This window comes from Modestobacter excelsi, assembly GCF_005930495.1.
Lineage (GTDB): Bacteria > Actinomycetota > Actinomycetes > Mycobacteriales > Geodermatophilaceae > Modestobacter > Modestobacter excelsi.
Genome location: NZ_SJEX01000104.1, coordinates 1 through 16982, shown reverse-complemented (window position 1 = coordinate 16982; position 16982 = coordinate 1). Strand labels below are relative to the sequence as shown.

General features: G+C 71.7%; 14 protein-coding genes and 3 pseudogenes. 9 read left to right on the top strand and 8 right to left on the bottom strand.

Annotated elements, in window-relative coordinates:
• Window positions 1-426: 426 nt before the first annotated feature.
• Complete coding sequence (locus FHL80_RS22935) at window positions 427-1587, bottom strand: DNA recombination protein RmuC (protein ID WP_138735649.1); 1161 nt, start codon at window positions 1585-1587, stop codon at window positions 427-429.
• 73 nt (window positions 1588-1660) lie between these two features.
• Here FHL80_RS22935 and FHL80_RS22930 point away from each other — a divergent pair, with 73 nt between their 5' ends.
• Complete coding sequence (locus tag FHL80_RS22930; RefSeq protein ID WP_138735648.1) at window positions 1661-2101, top strand: VOC family protein; 441 nt, start codon at window positions 1661-1663, stop codon at window positions 2099-2101.
• Between the two features lie 10 nt (window positions 2102-2111).
• On the opposite strand, the gene FHL80_RS22925 is transcribed toward FHL80_RS22930, so the two are convergent.
• Both FHL80_RS22925 and FHL80_RS22920 read right to left on the bottom strand, forming a co-directional pair.
• Entirely contained in the window at window positions 2112-2645 is a 534-nt protein-coding gene (locus FHL80_RS22925) for a methylated-DNA--[protein]-cysteine S-methyltransferase (RefSeq protein ID WP_138735647.1), read from the bottom strand.
• The gene (locus FHL80_RS22920; protein ID WP_138735646.1) at window positions 2642-4144 is read right to left on the bottom strand and encodes an AlkA N-terminal domain-containing protein; all 1503 of its coding nucleotides are present in this window, start codon (window positions 4142-4144) and stop codon (window positions 2642-2644) included. Before FHL80_RS22920 ends, FHL80_RS22925 begins: the two co-directional genes overlap by 4 nt.
• 152 nt (window positions 4145-4296) lie before the next feature.
• Between FHL80_RS22920 and FHL80_RS22915 the strand changes: the two genes are divergently transcribed.
• The 6 genes from FHL80_RS22915 to ychF all read left to right on the top strand — a co-directional run bounded on the left by FHL80_RS22915 (window position 4297) and on the right by ychF (window position 10339).
• The gene (locus FHL80_RS22915) at window positions 4297-5196 is read left to right on the top strand and encodes an ABC transporter ATP-binding protein (protein WP_138735645.1); all 900 of its coding nucleotides are present in this window, start codon (window positions 4297-4299) and stop codon (window positions 5194-5196) included.
• Entirely contained in the window at window positions 5193-6017 is an 825-nt protein-coding gene (locus tag FHL80_RS22910) for an ABC transporter permease (RefSeq protein WP_138735644.1), read from the top strand. The genes FHL80_RS22915 and FHL80_RS22910 overlap by 4 nt, the downstream gene beginning before the upstream one ends.
• Window positions 6014-7255 carry a sensor histidine kinase gene (locus tag FHL80_RS22905; RefSeq protein ID WP_138735643.1) on the top strand — a complete coding sequence of 414 codons (1242 nt, stop codon included), beginning with the start codon at window positions 6014-6016 and terminating at the stop codon, window positions 7253-7255. Before FHL80_RS22910 ends, FHL80_RS22905 begins: the two co-directional genes overlap by 4 nt.
• A complete protein-coding gene (locus FHL80_RS22900) occupies window positions 7252-7884 on the top strand; it encodes a response regulator transcription factor (RefSeq protein WP_138735642.1) in 633 nt (210 codons plus the stop codon). The genes FHL80_RS22905 and FHL80_RS22900 overlap by 4 nt, the downstream gene beginning before the upstream one ends.
• Before the next feature lie 156 nt (window positions 7885-8040).
• Entirely contained in the window at window positions 8041-9240 is a 1200-nt protein-coding gene (locus FHL80_RS22895; RefSeq protein ID WP_138735641.1) for an HNH endonuclease signature motif containing protein, read from the top strand.
• 25 nt (window positions 9241-9265) lie between these two features.
• On the top strand, window positions 9266-10339 hold the full coding sequence (gene ychF, locus FHL80_RS22890) for a redox-regulated ATPase YchF (protein ID WP_138735640.1): 1074 nt from the start codon (window positions 9266-9268) through the stop codon (window positions 10337-10339).
• A gap of 189 nt (window positions 10340-10528) precedes the next feature.
• On the opposite strand, the pseudogene FHL80_RS27145 reads toward ychF, so the two are convergent.
• A pseudogene (locus FHL80_RS27145) lies at window positions 10529-10909 on the bottom strand (tyrosine-type recombinase/integrase); the annotation flags it as partial.
• A gap of 11 nt (window positions 10910-10920) precedes the next feature.
• Between FHL80_RS27145 and FHL80_RS26555 the strand changes: the two are divergent.
• A pseudogene (locus FHL80_RS26555) lies at window positions 10921-11586 on the top strand (IS630 family transposase); the annotation flags it as partial.
• Window positions 11587-12068: 482 nt separating this feature from the next.
• Here the strand turns inward: FHL80_RS26555 and FHL80_RS22875 are convergent.
• Complete coding sequence (locus FHL80_RS22875) at window positions 12069-13421, bottom strand: hypothetical protein (protein ID WP_138735638.1); 1353 nt, start codon at window positions 13419-13421, stop codon at window positions 12069-12071.
• 628 nt (window positions 13422-14049) lie between these two features.
• Here FHL80_RS22875 and FHL80_RS27140 point away from each other — a divergent pair.
• Window positions 14050-14187, top strand: a pseudogene (locus FHL80_RS27140) (IS630 family transposase); the annotation flags it as partial.
• A 127-nt stretch (window positions 14188-14314) separates the two neighbouring features.
• On the opposite strand, the gene FHL80_RS26550 reads toward FHL80_RS27140, so the two are convergent.
• The 3 genes from FHL80_RS26550 to FHL80_RS22860 form a co-directional block, all read right to left on the bottom strand.
• Window positions 14315-14542: a helix-turn-helix domain-containing protein gene (locus tag FHL80_RS26550; RefSeq protein ID WP_246078893.1), complete on the bottom strand. Its 228-nt coding sequence runs from the start codon at window positions 14540-14542 to the stop codon at window positions 14315-14317.
• Between the two features lie 17 nt (window positions 14543-14559).
• Window positions 14560-15165, bottom strand: coding sequence for a dihydrofolate reductase family protein (locus tag FHL80_RS22865; protein ID WP_138735650.1), 606 nt, complete (start codon window positions 15163-15165; stop codon window positions 14560-14562).
• 885 nt (window positions 15166-16050) lie between these two features.
• Window positions 16051-16935, bottom strand: coding sequence for an SDR family oxidoreductase (locus FHL80_RS22860; protein ID WP_138735636.1), 885 nt, complete (start codon window positions 16933-16935; stop codon window positions 16051-16053).
• Window positions 16936-16982 lie beyond the last annotated feature (47 nt).

Below are 16982 nucleotides of genomic sequence, written 5' to 3'. Positions count from 1 at the left end.
GGACCGGGGGTCAGGGGCGCGGCGCTCGGGTGGGCGACCGCCGCGGGCCGGGTGCTCCCGCTCGGACCGCTCGGGCGCGCGACCGCGCGAACTGCTGCCCCCCGCGCGCGGCGACGGGTACCCGCGGCCGGCTGCGGAGCCGGCGTCGTTGCGCTCTGCACGCACGGCTTCCTCCCGCCAGTCCCCAGCTCGAGCATCGACAGTGACCGGAGCGATGGTGCACCTCCTCGTCGACGGCAGCACGCGTCAACGCACCACCCGGTCGGGCCACGGTAGCGGCCCTCCCTGAGTAGACGCTGGACCTCGCGGACGTGGCGGGTCAGAAGTCGCCGGTGTCGCGGGTGCCGGGTGGCGCTTTGTGCACAGCAGCACCTCAGCGGTCCCAGCGACCCCAGCGGCCGCGGGCGCGGCGGGTCGAAGCCCGGTTCAGCCGGCGGTGCCGTCGATCCCGGCGCCGTACCCGCTGCTGTCGTACCCGGTGCTGTCGTACCCGGTGCCGGGACCGGCGGTGCGCGACCCGGGCAATGGCAGCTCGGCCGGGCGCGGGGCCGGCTCGCCGTCGGGCACCGACCGCAGCACGCGCACCGCGCCCTCGACCGGGGCGGGCGTCGGCACCGGGGCGGCGGCGACACCGAGGTCGTCGAACCGGCGGGTGGCCACCAGGACGGAGTTCTCGTAGGACCCGACCGTCTCGTTGTACCGGGTGAGCGCCGACCCCAGGGCCGAGCCGAGCCGGGTGAGGTGGCCGGACAGCGTGCTCAGCCGGGTGTGCACCGTGCGGCCGACCTCGAGCACCGCTGCGGCGTCCTGGGCCAGCCGCTCCTGCCGCCACGAGTAGGCCACGGTGCGGAGCAGCGCCAGCAGCGTGCTCGGCGTCGCGACGATGACGTCGCGGGCGAACCCGTGCTCGAGCAGCCCGGGCTCGGCCTCCAGCGCAGTGGTGAGGAAGCCGTCGGAGGGGACGAACAGCACGGTGAACGGTGCCGCCGAGCCGAACGCGGTGGGGTAGTGGCGGGCCGCCAGTGCGTCGACGTGGGTGCGCAGCTGCCGGGCGTGGTCGGCGACCCGCTGGGCCCGCACCGCCTGGTCGGTGGCCTGGACCGCGTCGATGTAGCCGGTGAACGGCACCTTCGCGTCGACGATGACCTGACGCCCGTCGGCGAGGGTGACCACCAGGTCGGGCCGGACCCGGGCGCCGTCCGCGGTGGTGCCGGAGGGCTGCTCCACGAAGTCGCAGTGCTCCAGCAGTCCGGCGACCTCGACCACCCGGCGCAGCTGCAGCTCGCCCCAGCGGCCGCGCACGTGCGGCGTGCGCAGGGCGGTCACGAGCGCCGCCGTCTCCTGGCGCAGGAGCGCCGAGGTCTGCCCGATCGTGCCGACCTGCTCGCGCAGCTCCCCGTGCGCGGTGGCGCGGTCCCGCTCGATGCCGGCCAGCAGCCGGTGCAGGTGGTCCAGCGACTCGTGCACCGGCTCGAGCGCGTCCGGCGCCGCGGTGGACCGGCCGCGCAACGCCACGATGCCGAGGGTCACGGCGGTGGCCAGCAGCGCGCCGACGAGGAGCCCGAGGAGCAGGGAGGCGGCGTCCATGGTGAGGAGCCTGCCTCAGGGGTCCGACAGTTCCCGGTGAGCGGCGGTGGTCCGCGTGTTCCACAGTGGCGGCATGACCGAGACCCCGCTGGCCAGGCCGCAGGCCATCCACCACGTCCGGCTCACCGTCACCGACATCGCCCGCTCCAAGGCCTTCTACCGCTCGCTGCTCGGCGTCGACCCGGCGTTCGACTTCAGCGACCGGGTCGACGAGCCGGGCGTGCGCGACGACCCCGCCCGGCTCTTCGGGGGGTGCGTGTTCCCGGTCGGCGACCAGCTCGTCGGGCTGCGCCCGGTGGCGGCGGCCGGCGACGTCTTCGAGTCCACCCGCGTCGGGCTGGACCACCTGAGCCTCGCGCTGGGCTCGCTGGCGGACCTGCGGGCGGCCGCCGCCCGGCTCGACGAGGCCGGGGTGGTGCACGGGCAGGTCGACGAGCTCGACGGCCTGGGCCTGGCGATCCTGTCGGTCCAGGACCCCGACGACATCAACCTGGAGCTGTCCGCACCGGTCTGACCGGCGCGGCTCAGGCCGCGACGGGGGCGTGCTCCGCCTCGTGGTCGAGCAACCAGCGCTTGACCGGCGTCCCCCAGCGGAAGCCGCCCAGCCCGCCGCCGGTGGCCAGCACCCGGTGGCAGGGCACGAACAGCGCCGCGGCGTTGCGCGCACAGGCGCCGGCCGCCGCGCGGACCGCCGACGGGCGCCCGCACCGGGCGGCGAACTCGGCGTAGGTGTCCGGCTGGCCGGCGGGCACGGTGCGGAGCACCTCCCAGGCGTCGGTGAGGAACGGGCCGGACCGCTGCCGCACCGGCACGGCGTCGATCGCGGCGACGTCCCCGGCGGTGAACGCGGCGACGACGTCGAGCACCGGCAGGGTCTCGGCGCGCTCGACCCAGGTCGGCCGCAGCGACCGGTGGACGACGGGCAGCAGGTCGCTGACGTCGTCGGTCCAGCCGCTGGCGAGCACGACGTCCTCGCCGTCCGCGCCGGCGGTGACGACGACGGTGAACGGGCCGGGCGGGGTCGCCACGCAGGCGAACCGGGCGGGGGCGGTGCTCATGACTGGCTCCGATCGGAGAGGGGACCGCGGGTGAAGAGCGCGGGGACGGCGAGCGCCCAGAGGTGCATCACGGCGTAGGAGCGCCACGGCCGCCAGCGTTCGTCGGCCTCGGCGTCGGAGCTGCCCACTGCGGCCAGGCTGCGGCGCAGCGCCAGGTCGCCGGGGAGCCACACGTCGGGGTCGGCCAGGCCGCGCAGCCCGGCCAGGGCCGCCGTCCACGGGCCGATCCCCGGCAGGGCGAGCAGTTGCCGCCGGGCCTCCTCCCGGTCCGACCCGGGGTTCAGCACCACGGCGCCCTCGGCCAGCGCCGCGGCCAGCGTGTGCACCGTGCGCAGCCGTGCCCCGGTGAGACCGACCGCGGACAGGTCGGCGTCGGCCAGGTCGGCGGCACGGGGGAAGGCGTGGGTGAGGGTGCCGACCGGCTCGGCCAGCGGGCGTCCCGCGGCGGCCACCACCCGGGCGGTGAGCGTGCAGGCGCCGGCCACCGACACCTGCTGGCCCAGCACCGCCCGGACGGCGAGCTCCTCGGCGTCCGGCGCGGTCGGCACCCGGCGTCCCGGCGCCCCGGCGACCAGCGGCGCGAGCGCGGGGTCCGCGCCCAGCACGGCGTCGACGGCGGTCGGGTCGGCGTCCAGGTCCAGCAGCCGCCGGCAGCGGGTGACGGCCACCCCGAGGTCGCGCAGCTCGTGCAGCCGCAGCCGGGCGGTGACCGCCGCGCTCCCGTCGGGAGCGGGGGAGAGCCGGACGACGGCGGGCCCGTGCGGCAGGTCGAGCACGCGGGAGAACGTCGTCCCGTCCCACTCCTCCAGGCCCGGGGTGGCGTGCGCGCCGAGGAAGAGCAGCACCTCGTCGGCGGCGAAGGGGGCGCGGGCGGCCAGCCGCAGGGTGAGCCACCCGGGGCTGCCCCCGTCGCTGCGCGGGGTGGCCGGGCGCAGCGCCGAGGGCGTCGTCCCGAACACCGACCGGACCGTGTCGTTGAACTGCCGGATGGAGGCGAAGCCGGACGCGAAGGCGACGTCGGCCATCGGCAGCAGCGTCGTCTCGATCAGCAGCCGGGCGGTCTGGGCGCGCTGCGCCCGGGCCAGCGCCAGCGGGCCCACGCCGAGCTCGGCGGTGAGCAGCCGGTGCAGCTGGCGCTCGGAGTAGCCGAGCCGGCCGGCCAGCCCGCCGACGCCGCCGCGCTCCACCTCGCCGTCGGCGATCAGCCGCATCGCCCGGGCGACGACGTCGGCGCGCACGTCCCACTCGGGGGAGCCGGGGACGGCGTCCGGCCGGCACCGGCGGCAGGCGCGGAAGCCGGCCGCCTGCGCCGAGGCCGCGGTGGAGTGGAACTCGACGTTGCGCTGCAGCGGCGTGCGCGCCGGGCACGACGGGCGGCAGTAGATGCCGGTGCTGTGCACCGCGGTCACGAACCAGCCGTCGAAGCGCGGGTCCCGGCTGGTCACGGCGCGGTAGCAGTGCTCCGTGTCCAGCCGTCCCCGCTCCAGCGTCTCGGTCATGGCACGAGCATGGCACCACCAGCGGGCGCTGACTGGCGGCTTTCGGACGCCACGGTGAGGGGGTGGGCCGGTCCCGCCGTCCACCGATCGGTGGACGGCGGACCCACACTCCGGTGGTCCCCGGCGCTGCCGCCCGGCGACAGGCTCGGTGCATGACATCGACGCAGCTGGCACCGCCGGCGACCCCGACCGGCACAGCGCCGGCCGTGGCCGTCCGCGGCCTGGGGAAGAGCTACGGAGGCCGACCCGTCCTCGACGGCCTGGACCTCGAGGTGCGGCGGGGCGAGTGCTTCGCGCTGCTCGGCCCGAACGGGGCGGGCAAGACGACGACGATCGAGGTCCTCGAGGGCGTGCGCCGGCGGGATGCCGGCGAGGTGCTCGTGCTCGGCGAGGACCCGGCCGTCGCGGGTCGCGACTGGCGGGCCCGGATCGGCGTCGTCAGCCAGGGCGAGGGCGCCGGCCAGGAGCTCAGCGTCCGGGAGACCCTCGACCACTTCGCGCACTACACCGCCACCCCGCGGCCCACCGCCGAGCTGCTGGCCGCCGTGGGGCTCACCGAGCAGGCCGGCACCCGGGTGGGCCGGCTGTCCGGCGGCCAGCGCCGCCGGCTGGCGGTCGCGCTCGGGGTGCAGGGGGACCCGGAGCTGGTCTTCCTCGACGAGCCGACCACCGGGATGGACCCGGCCGCCCGCCGGCAGTTCTGGCAGCTGGTCCGCGACCTGCGGGCCGGCGGGACGACGGTGCTGCTCACCACCCACTACCTGGACGAGGCCGCGGAGCTGGCCGACCGGGTCGGCGTCGTCGCCGGCGGCCGGCTGGTCGAGGTGGCCGCACCGGCCGAGCTCGGCGCCGAGCTGCGCCGGGTGGCCACCGTGCGCTGGCGGGAGGACGGCGGCTGGCGCGAGGTGCGCACCGAGACGCCGTCCCTCGTCCTGCGCGACCTGCTCGCCGCTGCCCCGCACGAGGTGCCGGGCCTGTCCGTCACCCGCCCCGGCCTGGAGGACGTCTACCTCCAGCTGGTCGGCGCCACCCAGCAGGGAGACCCGCGATGACCGCCGTCCTGACCGACCGCCCCGCTCCGCCGTCGACCGCGCGGATCGCACTGGCGCGCACCGCGCTGGAGCTCCGGCTGTTCGGCCGCGAGCGGCAGCAGGTGGTGTTCGCCTTCGCCTACCCGGTCGTGATGATGGTGATCTTCGCGTCGGTGCTCGGCGACGAGGAGCGGCCGGGCGACATCCCGTTCGCCCAGTACTTCCTGGCCGGCATCGCGGCCACCGGCATCATGCTGATCAGCTTCCAGGCGGTGGGGACGGCGATCGCGACCGAGCGGGAGGCCGGGCAGCTGGAGCGGCTGCAGGTGCTGGGCACCCCGCCCGCCGCGTACTTCGCCGGCAAGGCAGGGCTCGTGCTGGTGTCGGTGGCCGCCCAGCTGGCGCTGCTGCTGCCGGTGGCCCGCTACGGCTTCGACGTCCCGATGCCGGTCGACCTCGCGCACTGGCTGACCTTCGGCTGGGTCGCTGCGCTCGGCGCGCTGGCCGGCACGGTGCTGGGCGTGGCGGTGTCGGCGCTGCCGGGGAGCGCGAGCTCGACCACGACCGCGGTGTCGGCGTTCGCGATCGTCCTGCAGTTCTTCTCCGGGGTGTTCTTCGGCTTCCTCGAGCTGCCGGGGTGGATGCAGCAGCTGTCAGCGCTCCTGCCGCTGAAGTGGCTCACCCAGGGGATGCGCTCGGCGTTCCTCCCGGAACAGGCCGGCGCGTTCGAGGTCGCCGGGGGATGGGAGCACGGGAGGACTGCCCTGGTGCTGGTCGCCTGGGTGATCATCGGCACCGTGATCTGCGTGCGCACCTTCCGCTGGCGCCGGGCCGAGGGATGAGCCCGGCGTCCGGCTGGCGCGCTGCCGTCGTCCCGCCCCGGGACGACGGCCGCGGCCCGTTGCCGCCCGGCACGACCCGGGTTGTCGGCGCGGTCCTGCACCTCGCCTTCGCCGTCGCAGCCACCGTGGCGCTGGTCCAGGCGCTGGACGCCGACGCGTCCCGGCCGGTGCTGGTGGTCGCGCTCGCCGCGTGGGTGCTCGGCTACGTGTTGCTCGGGGGGAGGGCGGTGGTGCACTCCGGTGGCCGGCGGGCAGCCGTGTTCCTCACCGTCCAGGTCGCCGTCGTGGGGGTGCTCGCCTGGGAGCAGCCGTCGCTGCTGTTCGTGATGTGGGCCGCCTACCCACTGGTCTGGTTCGTCACCGGCGCACTGCCGGCCGGGATCCTGTGGACCCTCCTGCTCGCCGCGGCCGCCACGGTCGGTCCGTTCGTCGCGTGGAGTCGCGGTGACGAGCAGCTGTGGGGGCCGGGGGAGACGCTCGTCGGCATGGCGCTCAGCCTGCTGATGGGGTTGTGGGTGCACCGGCTGGTCACCTTGAGCGTGCAGCGGGACGAGCTGATCGCCGAGCTGGAGGCCACCCGCGACGAGCTGGCGGCCGCGCACCACGAGCGGGGCGTCGCGGCCGAGCGGGAGCGGTGGGCCCGGGAGGTGCACGACACCCTCGCGCAGGGCTACACCAGCATCGTCGTCCTCGCGCAGACCGCCGCGGCCCAGCTGCCGGCCGACCCCGGCGCGGCCGCCGAGCGGGTGGCCCTGATCGAGGAGGTGGCCCGGGAGAACCTCGGCGAGGCGCGGGCCATGGTGGCGGCCTTCGCGCCGGTCCCGCTGGACTCCTCGACCCTGGTGGAGGCGCTGCAGCGGCTCGCCGAGCGGTTCGGCCGGGAGACCGGGCTCGCCACCCGGCTGGACACGTCCGCGCTGGGCGAGGGCGCGAGCCTGTCCCGCGCCGAGGAGATCGTGCTGCTCCGCGGCGCCCAGGAGGCGCTGGCCAACGTGCGGCGGCACGCGTCGGCGAGCGCGGTGGTGCTGCGGCTGAGCCGGGTCGGGACAGGTCCGTCGGGTCAGGTCTCGGTGCACGTCGAGGACGACGGTGTGGGCTTCGACGTCGCGGCGGCCGAGGGGGTCGGGCTGGCCGGGCTCCGCGACCGGGCGGCGCAGGTGGGCGGTGCCGTCGACGTGGCGTCCGCGCCGGGCGAGGGCACCCGGGTCACGGTGCGGGTGCCGGGAGCCGACCGATGACCCGGGTGCTGGTGGTCGACGACCACCCGGTGGTGCGCGGCGGGCTGGTCGGCTGGCTCGCCGCCCAGCCCGACCTGGACGTCGTCGGGGAGGCCGCCGACGGGCTGGAGGCGCTGGCCGCGGTCGCCGAGCACCGGCCGGACGTCGTCCTGATGGACCTGCGGATGCCGCGGATGGACGGCGTGACGGCGACCGGCCGGATCGCCGCCGCGCACCCCGGCGTCCGGGTGCTGGTGCTGACCACCTACGACACCGACGCGGACATCGTGCGGGCCGTGGAGGCCGGCGCGACGGGCTACCTGCTCAAGGACACCCCGTTGCCGCAGCTGGCGGACGCCGTCCGCGCCGCGGCCCGCGGGGAGACCGTGCTCGCGCCGCCGGTGGCGGCCAAGCTGGTGTCCCGGATGCGCGCGCCGGCCGTCGAGGCGCCGACCGCCCGCGAGCTGCAGGTGCTCGCCGGTGTCTCCCGCGGGTTGACCAACGCCGAGATCGGTCGCCAGTTGTTCATCGGCGAGGCGACCGTGAAGACCCACCTGCTGCGGGTGTTCGCCAAGCTCGGCGTCGACGACCGCACGCGGGCGGTGCTGGTGGCCGTCGAGCGCGGCCTGCTCCCCGGCCCCGGCTCCTGACCTCCCGCTTCCCCTCGGCGGTCGTGCCTTCACCGCTCCCGTCAAGGGGGTCCGTACATCTGTGGACCGCGCTCTGAGCTGCGGATATGTCTTGTCGGGCATCCCTGTCACCGCTAGACTTCGTACACGTGTTCGAAGTGGTGGAGGGGGTGTCCGGTGGGGGAGTTGCAGTCCGCGCTGGACGCCCTGGCCGCCGAGGACCTCTTCGCCCTTCCTCCGGGTGCGGTGCTGGACCGGGCCACCCTGCTGTTGACCGTGGTCAACCGGGCCACCGCGGAGTTGACCCGCACCGTCCGGCACGCCGACCGCACCCAGGCCGCTGAGCACGACGGCACGAAGACGGTGGCCTCCTGGCTGCGCGGGCACGGCCACCTGACCGCGGGTGAGGCCGGGCGGCTGGTGCGGTCGGGCCGGGCGCTGGAGCACCTGCCGGCCACTGCGGCGGCGTTCGCCGCCGGCACGCTCACCGCCGCCCAGGTCGCGACCATCGCCCCCATCGCCGGGGAGGCCGAGCGGGCCGCCGCCGCCGAGCAGGACGTCGACCTCGGGGCGGTCGACCGGGCGCTGGTCGCCGTCGCCGAGGGTGAGGCCCATGACCGGCTGCCGCAGGTGGTGCACCACTACCGGCAGGCCCTGGACCCCGACGGCACCGAACCGGACCCGACCGAGGGTCGTCGGGTGCAGATCACCCGGCACGCCGACGGGCACCGGTCCATCCACGGCGAGCTCGACGCGGTGGGCGGGGAGAAGTTCGAGGCCGCGCTGGAGTCCTTCGTGCAGGCCGACCGGCCCAAGGGCGACACCCGCACGAGGGCGCAGCAGCTGGCCGACGCCCTCGTCCAGTTGTGCGACAACGCGCTGGGCTCAGGCCAGCTGCCGAAGCTGCGGACGGTGAAGCCGCACGTGGTGCTCCACCTCGACATCGACGACCTCATCAGCCCCGCGACCGGACCGGGTGCGGCCGGGACCGGGTTTGGTGGGCAGATCTCCGCGGCCCGCGCGCGCTGGCTGGCCTGCGACGGTGCCATCTCCCGCATCGTGATGGGCCCCGACGGGGTGCCGCTGGACCTGGGCCGGGACCACCGGGTGGTCACCCCCGGGCTGCGCAAGGCCGTCGAGCAGCGGGACGGGCGCTGCGTGTTCACCGGCTGCGACGCCCCGACCTACTGGTGCGACGTGCACCACTTGATCCATTGGATCTTCGGCGGGGAGACCACCCTGGAGAACTCCGGGCTGCTCTGCGAACGCCACCACACGAAAGTGCATCACGGGTTCCGCATCGAACGAGATCCCGGCGGCCGATGGCACACCTACCGCCCCGACGGCACCGAGATCCTCGTCCCGCCGTCGGTGTAGCCGGACGCCCGTAAGCTGGTCTCCCGTGAGTCTCACCATCGGGATCGTCGGCCTGCCCAACGTCGGCAAGTCGACGCTCTTCAACGCGCTGACCAAGAACGACGTGCTCGCCGCGAACTACCCATTCGCCACGATCGAGCCCAACGTCGGCGTCGTCGGCGTCCCCGACCCGCGGCTGGGCAAGCTGGCCGAGGTGTTCAGCTCGCAGAAGATCATCCCGGCGACGGTGTCCTTCGTCGACATCGCGGGGATCGTGCGCGGCGCCAGCGAGGGCCAGGGGCTGGGCAACAAGTTCCTCGCCAACATCCGCGAGAGCGACGCGATCTGCCAGGTGATCCGGGTCTTCACCGACCCCGACGTCGTCCACGTCGAGGGCAAGGTGGACCCGGCCGACGACATCGAGACGATCAACACCGAGCTGGTGCTGGCCGACCTGCAGACGCTGGAGAAGGCCATCCCGCGGCTGGAGAAGGAGTCACGCAAGGACAAGGAGCGCAAGGCGCTGCACGACGCCGCCGTCGCCGCGCAGGAGGTGCTCGACAAGGGGACGACGCTGTTCGCTGCCGGGGTCGACCCCGAGCCGCTGCGCGAGCTGACGCTGCTGACCACCAAGCCGTTCCTGTACGTCTTCAACGTCGATGCCGACGAGCTGGCCAACACCGAGGTGCTCGACGAACTGCGCGCACTGGTCGCGCCGGCCGAGGCGATCTTCCTCGACGCGCAGACTGAGTCCGAGCTGATCGAGCTGCCCGACGAGGAGGCGGCCGAGCTGCTGGCCTCGATCGGGCAGGACGAGCCGGGCCTGGACCAGCTGGCCCGGGTCGGCTTCCGGACCCTGGGGCTGCAGACCTACCTGACCGCCGGACCCAAGGAGTCGCGGGCCTGGACGATCCCGGTCGGCGCCACCGCCCCGCAGGCGGCCGGGGTGATCCACACCGACTTCCAGCGCGGCTTCATCAAGGCCGAGGTCGTCAGCTTCGACCAGCTGATGGAGGCCGGGTCGATGGCCGAGGCCAAGTCCCGCGGCTGGGTGCGGATCGAGGGCAAGGACTACGTCATGGCCGACGGCGACGTGGTGGAGTTCCGCTTCAACGTCTGACGAGCCGTGAACCTGCTGGTCAGGAGCCTGTTTGCGTCGCTCAGTCCGCACAGAGTCCGCAGGAATGTCGAGTGCTGCGGACATGAGGCCGTCCGTGGCGGCTCGTGTGCGGTCGTCCGCATCGGGCCACAGGTGTCCGTAGGTGTTCAGCGTCGTGGTCGCCGAGGCGTGCCCGAGGGCCCGTTGCACAGTGACCACGTCGCAGCCGGAGGCGATCAGCCCGGAGGCGAAGAAGTGCCGGAGGTCGTGCAACCGGAGGCCGGTGAGGCCGACTGCTGACGTCGCTTTGCGCCACTGGTAGGCCACGGTGTTCTGGTGCGGCGGGGTCCCGGTCGGGGTGGGGAACAGCCATCGTTCGGGACCGCCGGCGATCAGGTGACGGTCTACGTGTCCGGCGATGAGGGTGAGCAGTCGGTCGGGGACGACGACCGTCCGCTCGGAGCCGTGCTTGGGGGCCCGCAGCTCCACGGTGCCACCAGATCCCCGCTGGACCTGCTGGCTGACCGCCACCCGGCGCCGGAGGAAGTCGACGTCGCCGACCTTGAGAGCCGCCGCTTCCCCAAGCCGCAGACCGCCGAACGCGCAGAGGGCGATTCAAGTTCTCCACCGACCCGCAGCTGGAGGCCAAGATCCGCGACGTCGTCGGGCTGTATCTGCGCCCGCCGACCAAGGCGGTGGTGCTCTGCGTGGATGAGGAACCGCAGCGGCAGGCGCTGGAGGGGAGCGCCCCGTTGCTCCCCGTGCTGCCCGGATCGGCGGAGCGAGCCAGCTTCGACTACGTTCGCCACGGCACCCCCACGCTCATCGCCGTGCCGGAGGTGGCCACCGGGCGGGTGACCGATGCCTGCACCGACCGGCACCGCCACCAGGAGTTCGGCGCCTTCTTGCAGCAGGTGGCCGCCGCGTACCCCCGCCGAGAACTGCACGTGGTTGTCGACAACTACGCCACCCACAAGCACCCCGCGTTCCGGGCCTGGCTGCAGCGTCATCGGCGGGTGCACCTGCACTTCACCCCGACCTCGGGCTCCTGGCTCAACCTGGTCGAGGCGTTCTTTTCAATCATCACCCGCCAGGCGCTGCGCCGCGGCCGCTTTCCTACCATCGCCGACCTGAGCACCGCGATTGAGCGGTTCATCGACGCCTGGAACGACCGCTGCATCCCGTTCACCTGGACCAAAGACCGCCACACGATCATCGCCAAGGCCACCCACCTGCGGAACCGCAAACACCAAGACGACGTCAGATACGGACCACTAGCGCCGCGATCGACTGCGCTCAGCCGAGCGACCCTCTCAGGGAAAGGTGAACTGGTCTGCTACCAGGCACGCCTACAGCCCGTGCAACGGGTGACACATGACCCGCCCGGTGCTCTGGTGAAGGCGGTGGGACGCAAGTCGGCGATTCGGCCGCCGGGTCACCTACGACATCGAGCTGCGGTTGTGTGCCCGGTTCACGATCATCTTCGTCCGCCCAGCTCGCCGGCCGCGATCAACGCCGCACAAGGCAGCGGACCAGCAGGACCTCCTATGGGCAGAAGGAACGATCCGACGGCGACTTCCTTGAAGCTGTGAAGGCGCTCTAAGTCCGGCACGTCAACAGTCCTTTCCGTCAGAGTTGACCGGCGCGACCTTCGCCCTTGACAATTTCGTAGCGCTGAACGCCGATGTCGACGACTGTGGGCCAGTCAAAGATTCGGCGGCCAGACCGCAAAGTTTAGAATTGTGAGAAATTACCTGTTTCGGCCAATCCGCTTCCGCGATGGTTGCCGGGGCAAGTCGGCTGCACGCGCGAGGTCGCGGAATTTGACCCGCCTCGAGTACATCACAGCGAACTGACGTCTACGATTTCTTATAGAGCTGAGAGCAATGTAGCAGTCCTCATTCCCGCCCTTGAAGGCCTGTAAAAGTTCAACCGACAGTGGCAGGCTTGTGGCCGTGTTGGAGACACAGGTGAAGCGTTGAGATTGACCCGACTGCACGAGTAGCGGGGTAGAGTAGTCAATACCCTTCTCCCCTTGAACACCACTATACGTTTCCTTATCGGTGTTGACGTAAACTTCCAACGCCTTAGCGGCTGAGGGGACCCCTAGGTCGAGGAGTATTTCGACATCGTCCTGCAACTCGTCCGTGCCGCCACTGGACGGATATCCCTTCATCGCGATAACCATTTTGCACAGATTAGAGACGGAGAAGGACGTTCGGCCAGAGTTAGCGACCGTTCCCTCGATGACGAAACGTTTATGGGGCTCAAGTTCCTGAGCCACTTTATCCGCCAGCTCTTTCACCCTGACAAGTCGGTCCTCCGCAATGGTGCGGATGCCCTGAATCGCTATGAGAAGGTCCGACCGGTTTCGGTACTTGATTGCATTGGCGAGCCGCTTCCCTGCGCTTTCAAGTTTCGAGTCCTTGACTCCGCTAGCATTGATGAAGCCGAGCGCCACTCTATACGGACCCGGCATATCGATGACGACTTCGTTGGATAACTCTTCGGTATCATGAAATTTGGTATCTTCTTTCGGCTTCTGCAAGAAGCCCCGGGCTTTGTCGCCTGGGCTGACCATCGGGAAGCTGAATTGCCCCCGAACGATAGCCGTTGCTAGCGGCTCCCATAGGACTGAGGAGTCTCTCGCGAAGTGTCGGTCCATAGACTCGTAATCATCGCTTATCACGTCCTCGCGCAGCTTGCGTGCCATGTCTTTTAAGCGGGGAAGCGCGGTCTCGATTTCGTCCTCGAGCGCTGATTGAGCCCTAGTGAGCGCCGTAACATAGTCCTGCTCCGTCTCGATTGCGCCTTTGCCCGAGCTGCTGCTGAACCCAAGCTCCCGCTCATAGGCCTTCAAGGCCTGCTCAAGGGATCGGCTGACTCTTGTTCTTACTTTGTCGCTAGATCGCTCGACGGTAAGTCGGATGCTGTCTATAATGACGATGGGACGCGCCCTTTGTAGCCAATAGGCGAGCGTCGCACCAAGCGAGGCGCCTATAACTGCAGTAATCACAGATGCCCATACATTCATGCTGATCTCCGGGCTTACTACTGAAGTGCACGCCGTCACGTCCGGCTTGCCGACGTAGTGTGCCTGCACTACGGGCGGAAGCCTCGAAGCTTGAGGACTCGAATAGGTTCTTCGCACAAGGGATGTTGCCAGCCGCCGCTGTCGAACAGCAACAGTCTGCGGTAGGTGCGTCACCGCGCCGTCAAAGGTTCATCAACGCGGCCTTCCGCCAAGGCGGCGTCATCGACGCGGTAACAGCTCGACTCCGCCCCGATGGCACAAGCCGGTGACGGAAGGCACTCGCAATCAGGGCTGCAGTTTTACCGAACACTGCCTGCTCAAGTGGCAGGGGAGGCCAGGATGCCCCAGCGCTTGGCGGCGGCGACAGTGCGCCGACAAGGGCGACAGCGGTTTGCACAGGCCATACAAGGTGGGCGCCATCCAGCCAGTGCTCCGTCACGGTGCTCCTTGATTTGATTACGGCGCGGGGTCGACGATTTCCTATGCCTGCGCACGTGCGGACGGTCGAGGTACCGGATGCCGATCGGCGAGCTGGCGCACCGGGTCTGGGACAAGGGTGGCGCCGGCCCGGGTGGTTGAGCAGGCCCGGATCGTGCTGCTGGCCGCGGCTCAAGTGCCCGGCAAGAAAATCGCGGCGATCGTCGGCTGCGCCGAGGGAACGGTGGTGACCTAGCGGGGTCGCTACGCCGAGCAGGGCTTGGCCGGGCTGGAGAATCTGCCGCGGTCGGGCAAGCTGGCGCAATCGCCGGAGGCGCTGCGGGAGCGGGTGCTGGAGTTGACGCTGACCGAGCCGCCGGATCGGTTCGGCGCGACGCACTGGACCTCCCGGTTGCTGGCCGCGGCGCTGGCCGGCGAGGGCACACCGATCTCGCACGCCACCATCGCGCGCATCTGGCACCGCTTCGGCGTGCAGCCGTGGCGGGCGCAGACGTTCAAGTTCTCCTCCGCCCCGGCCCCCGGATCTATTCGCCGGCTCGCACGTCGCGGGCGGGCAGCGCATGGTTCAGCGCGGTCAATACCAGCGTCGTCGTCGCCCGCTCGTGGGCGGCCCGTCCCGCGAATGGGGTGTCCCACGTCGTCTGGGCGCCGAGCGCCCTCACCGCTTCGGTCGGCTCAGGCGCCAGGTACGTGACGACGGCAATGGGCTCGACCAGTTCGAAGAGGCGGCGGGCGGTGGTGGCGTTCGACACCGGCGGACGGGGCGACGTCAGGCAGGGGCGCCGAGCGGCGGGTGCTCGAGCACGCGTGGCCTGTACTCGACCAGCTGGATGCGGCCGTCGAAAGTCCGGTGCTCGATCATCTCGAGGGCGACGTCCGGGTAGCCGTCGTAGATGCGTTCTTCGCCCGTGGCCCCGGTGATCACCGGGAACATCCCGACCCGGAAGCGGTCGACGAGTCCGGCTTTGAGCAGGGACCGGCACAGGCTGAGGCTGCCGATCGTGCTGAGGAGCCCCGAGCCGTTCTCCTTCATGGCGCGGACTGCTTCGACGGCGTCGGCGCGGATGAGCGTGGAGTTGGCCCATGCCAGTGGCTCCTCGAGCGAGGAGGAGAACACCACCTTGGACGCTCGCGTGAGCTCGTCGACGGACGCCCCTTCCTCGGCCCTGAACTCGTCTTGGCCATTCGGGACCTCACCCGCGGCGAAGCCCGACATCAGGCGGTAGGTGTTCGCTCCCATCAGGTAGGTGACCTCGGGCTGCTCGCCGAGCCAAGCGAGGTACTCCGGGCCCTCGAGGCCCCAGAACCCGGGCCAGCCCTCTCCCGATGCGCAGCCGTCGAGGGAGGTGATGAAGTCGACGAGAAGCTCTGACATCGTGGTGTCCTTTCCTCGGGTGTCACGAGCTCGGACCGGCCGGGAACCACGAACTCGTCGGCCGGGCCCAGCCGTGACGCGATCACCGCGGAACTGCTCGATCTGACCTGGCAGTTCCTCACCCACGCCAGCCCTACCGTCCGCGCTGAACTCGGCCCGTTCCTTGCCGATCACGGTCAGCACCCCGCCGCCGGCCTCGGCGCCTTCTTCGACTGCCCACAGCTCAGCGTGCCCCGCGCCTCCTGGTCCCGGGCGCCCGCAGACGAGTTCGGTGTCCGAGCCCGACGAGGTGGCCGCCATGGTCCTCGCAGCGGTCGTCGAGATGACGGCACCCGCAGCCTGGCCGGTGGGCCTTCTCCCTTGTGCTCTCCCAGCGGTGGGCTCGACGCTGGAGGGGCTCACCGCACGGATCAGCCCGGGAGTTGACGTGTTCAATCAGCGGTTCGCAGATCATCCGCCAGCACGTCGTGGAACTGCTGTCGAGCATGGCCTCCGCCCGGAGCAGGAGGCGCGGCTGCTCGCCCTCCGCCGTCCGGTCGACTTCGAGACCGCCGCTGCCGCGTTCGAGTCGGTGGGCGTCCACCTGGACACGCTCACCGACCGGGCGGGCGGCAGTCCCTGGGAAGCTGTCCCGACCTCGAACCACTGTCTGACGCCGAGGGATGGGTCACCCGAGGCCGAGGGACAGCCGGCCGGGCGAGGGTGTAGTGGAGGTCCTCTCGATCGGCATGTCGACTCTGCGCCACGCGGCGACCCGGTCGTCACCAGCAGGGCACGGTTGCCGGGACGGACTGGTGCTGGCCGGAGCGGCTCGCCCCTCGAACATCCGGAAGGCGCCGCGTGTGGTCCGCAGCAGGTCCGGAGCACCACCGGTCCGGGCCGGGGTCAGGGCAGGGGCATGCCGCCGTGGACGCCGATCCGCTCGCCCGTGATGTAGCTGGCCTCGGCGGAGGCGAGGAAGACGAAGGCGTGCGCCACCTCGATGGGTTGGCCGGCCCGTCCGAGCGGTGTGTCGGCGCCGAAGTCCTCGACCTGCTCGGGGGGCATGGTCGAGGGGATGAGCGGTGTCCAGATGGGGCCGGGGGCGACGGTGTTCACCCGGATCCCGCGGGGCGCGAGTTCCTGGGCGAGACCGCGGGTGAAGTTGACGATCCCCGCCTTGGTGGTGGCGTAGTCCAGCAGCGCGGGCGTGGGCTGGTAGGCCTGGACCGACGAGGTGTTGATGATGCTGGCGCCCGGCCCCATGTGCGGGATCGCGGCCTTGCACAGCCAGAACATGGCGTACAGGTTGGTCTTGAGCACGCGGTCGAACTGCTCGGTGGTGATGTCGGCGATGCCGCTCTGCGTCATCTGGTAGGCGGCGTTGTTGACCAGGACGTCGAGGCCGCCGAGCTGGTCGACCGTCTGCTGGACGAGGTCCGAGCAGTACTGCTCGTCGCGGACGTCCCCGGGGAAGGAGACGCCGGTGCGTCCGGCCTCGCGGACCAGCCGCAACGTCGCGTCGGCGTCGTCCTGCTCCTCGGGCAGGTGGCTGATGGCGACGTCGGCACCCTCCCGGGCGAAGGCGAGCGCTGTGGCGCGGCCGATGCCGGAGTCGCCACCGGTGATGAGCGCACGGCGCCCGGCCAGGCGGTCGGTGCCACGGTAGGACTGCTCGCCGTGGTCGGCCGGCGTCTCCAGGTCCGACTCGGAGCCCGGGTGGACCTGCTGCTCCGGTCCCGGTCGGGCAGTGGCGTCGCTGGGGTCCTGCGGGGTGAACTGGTCGGTCATGGCACGTGCTCCTGGGTCGGGGGGGCGGGTGCGGCACCTTCCCTGCG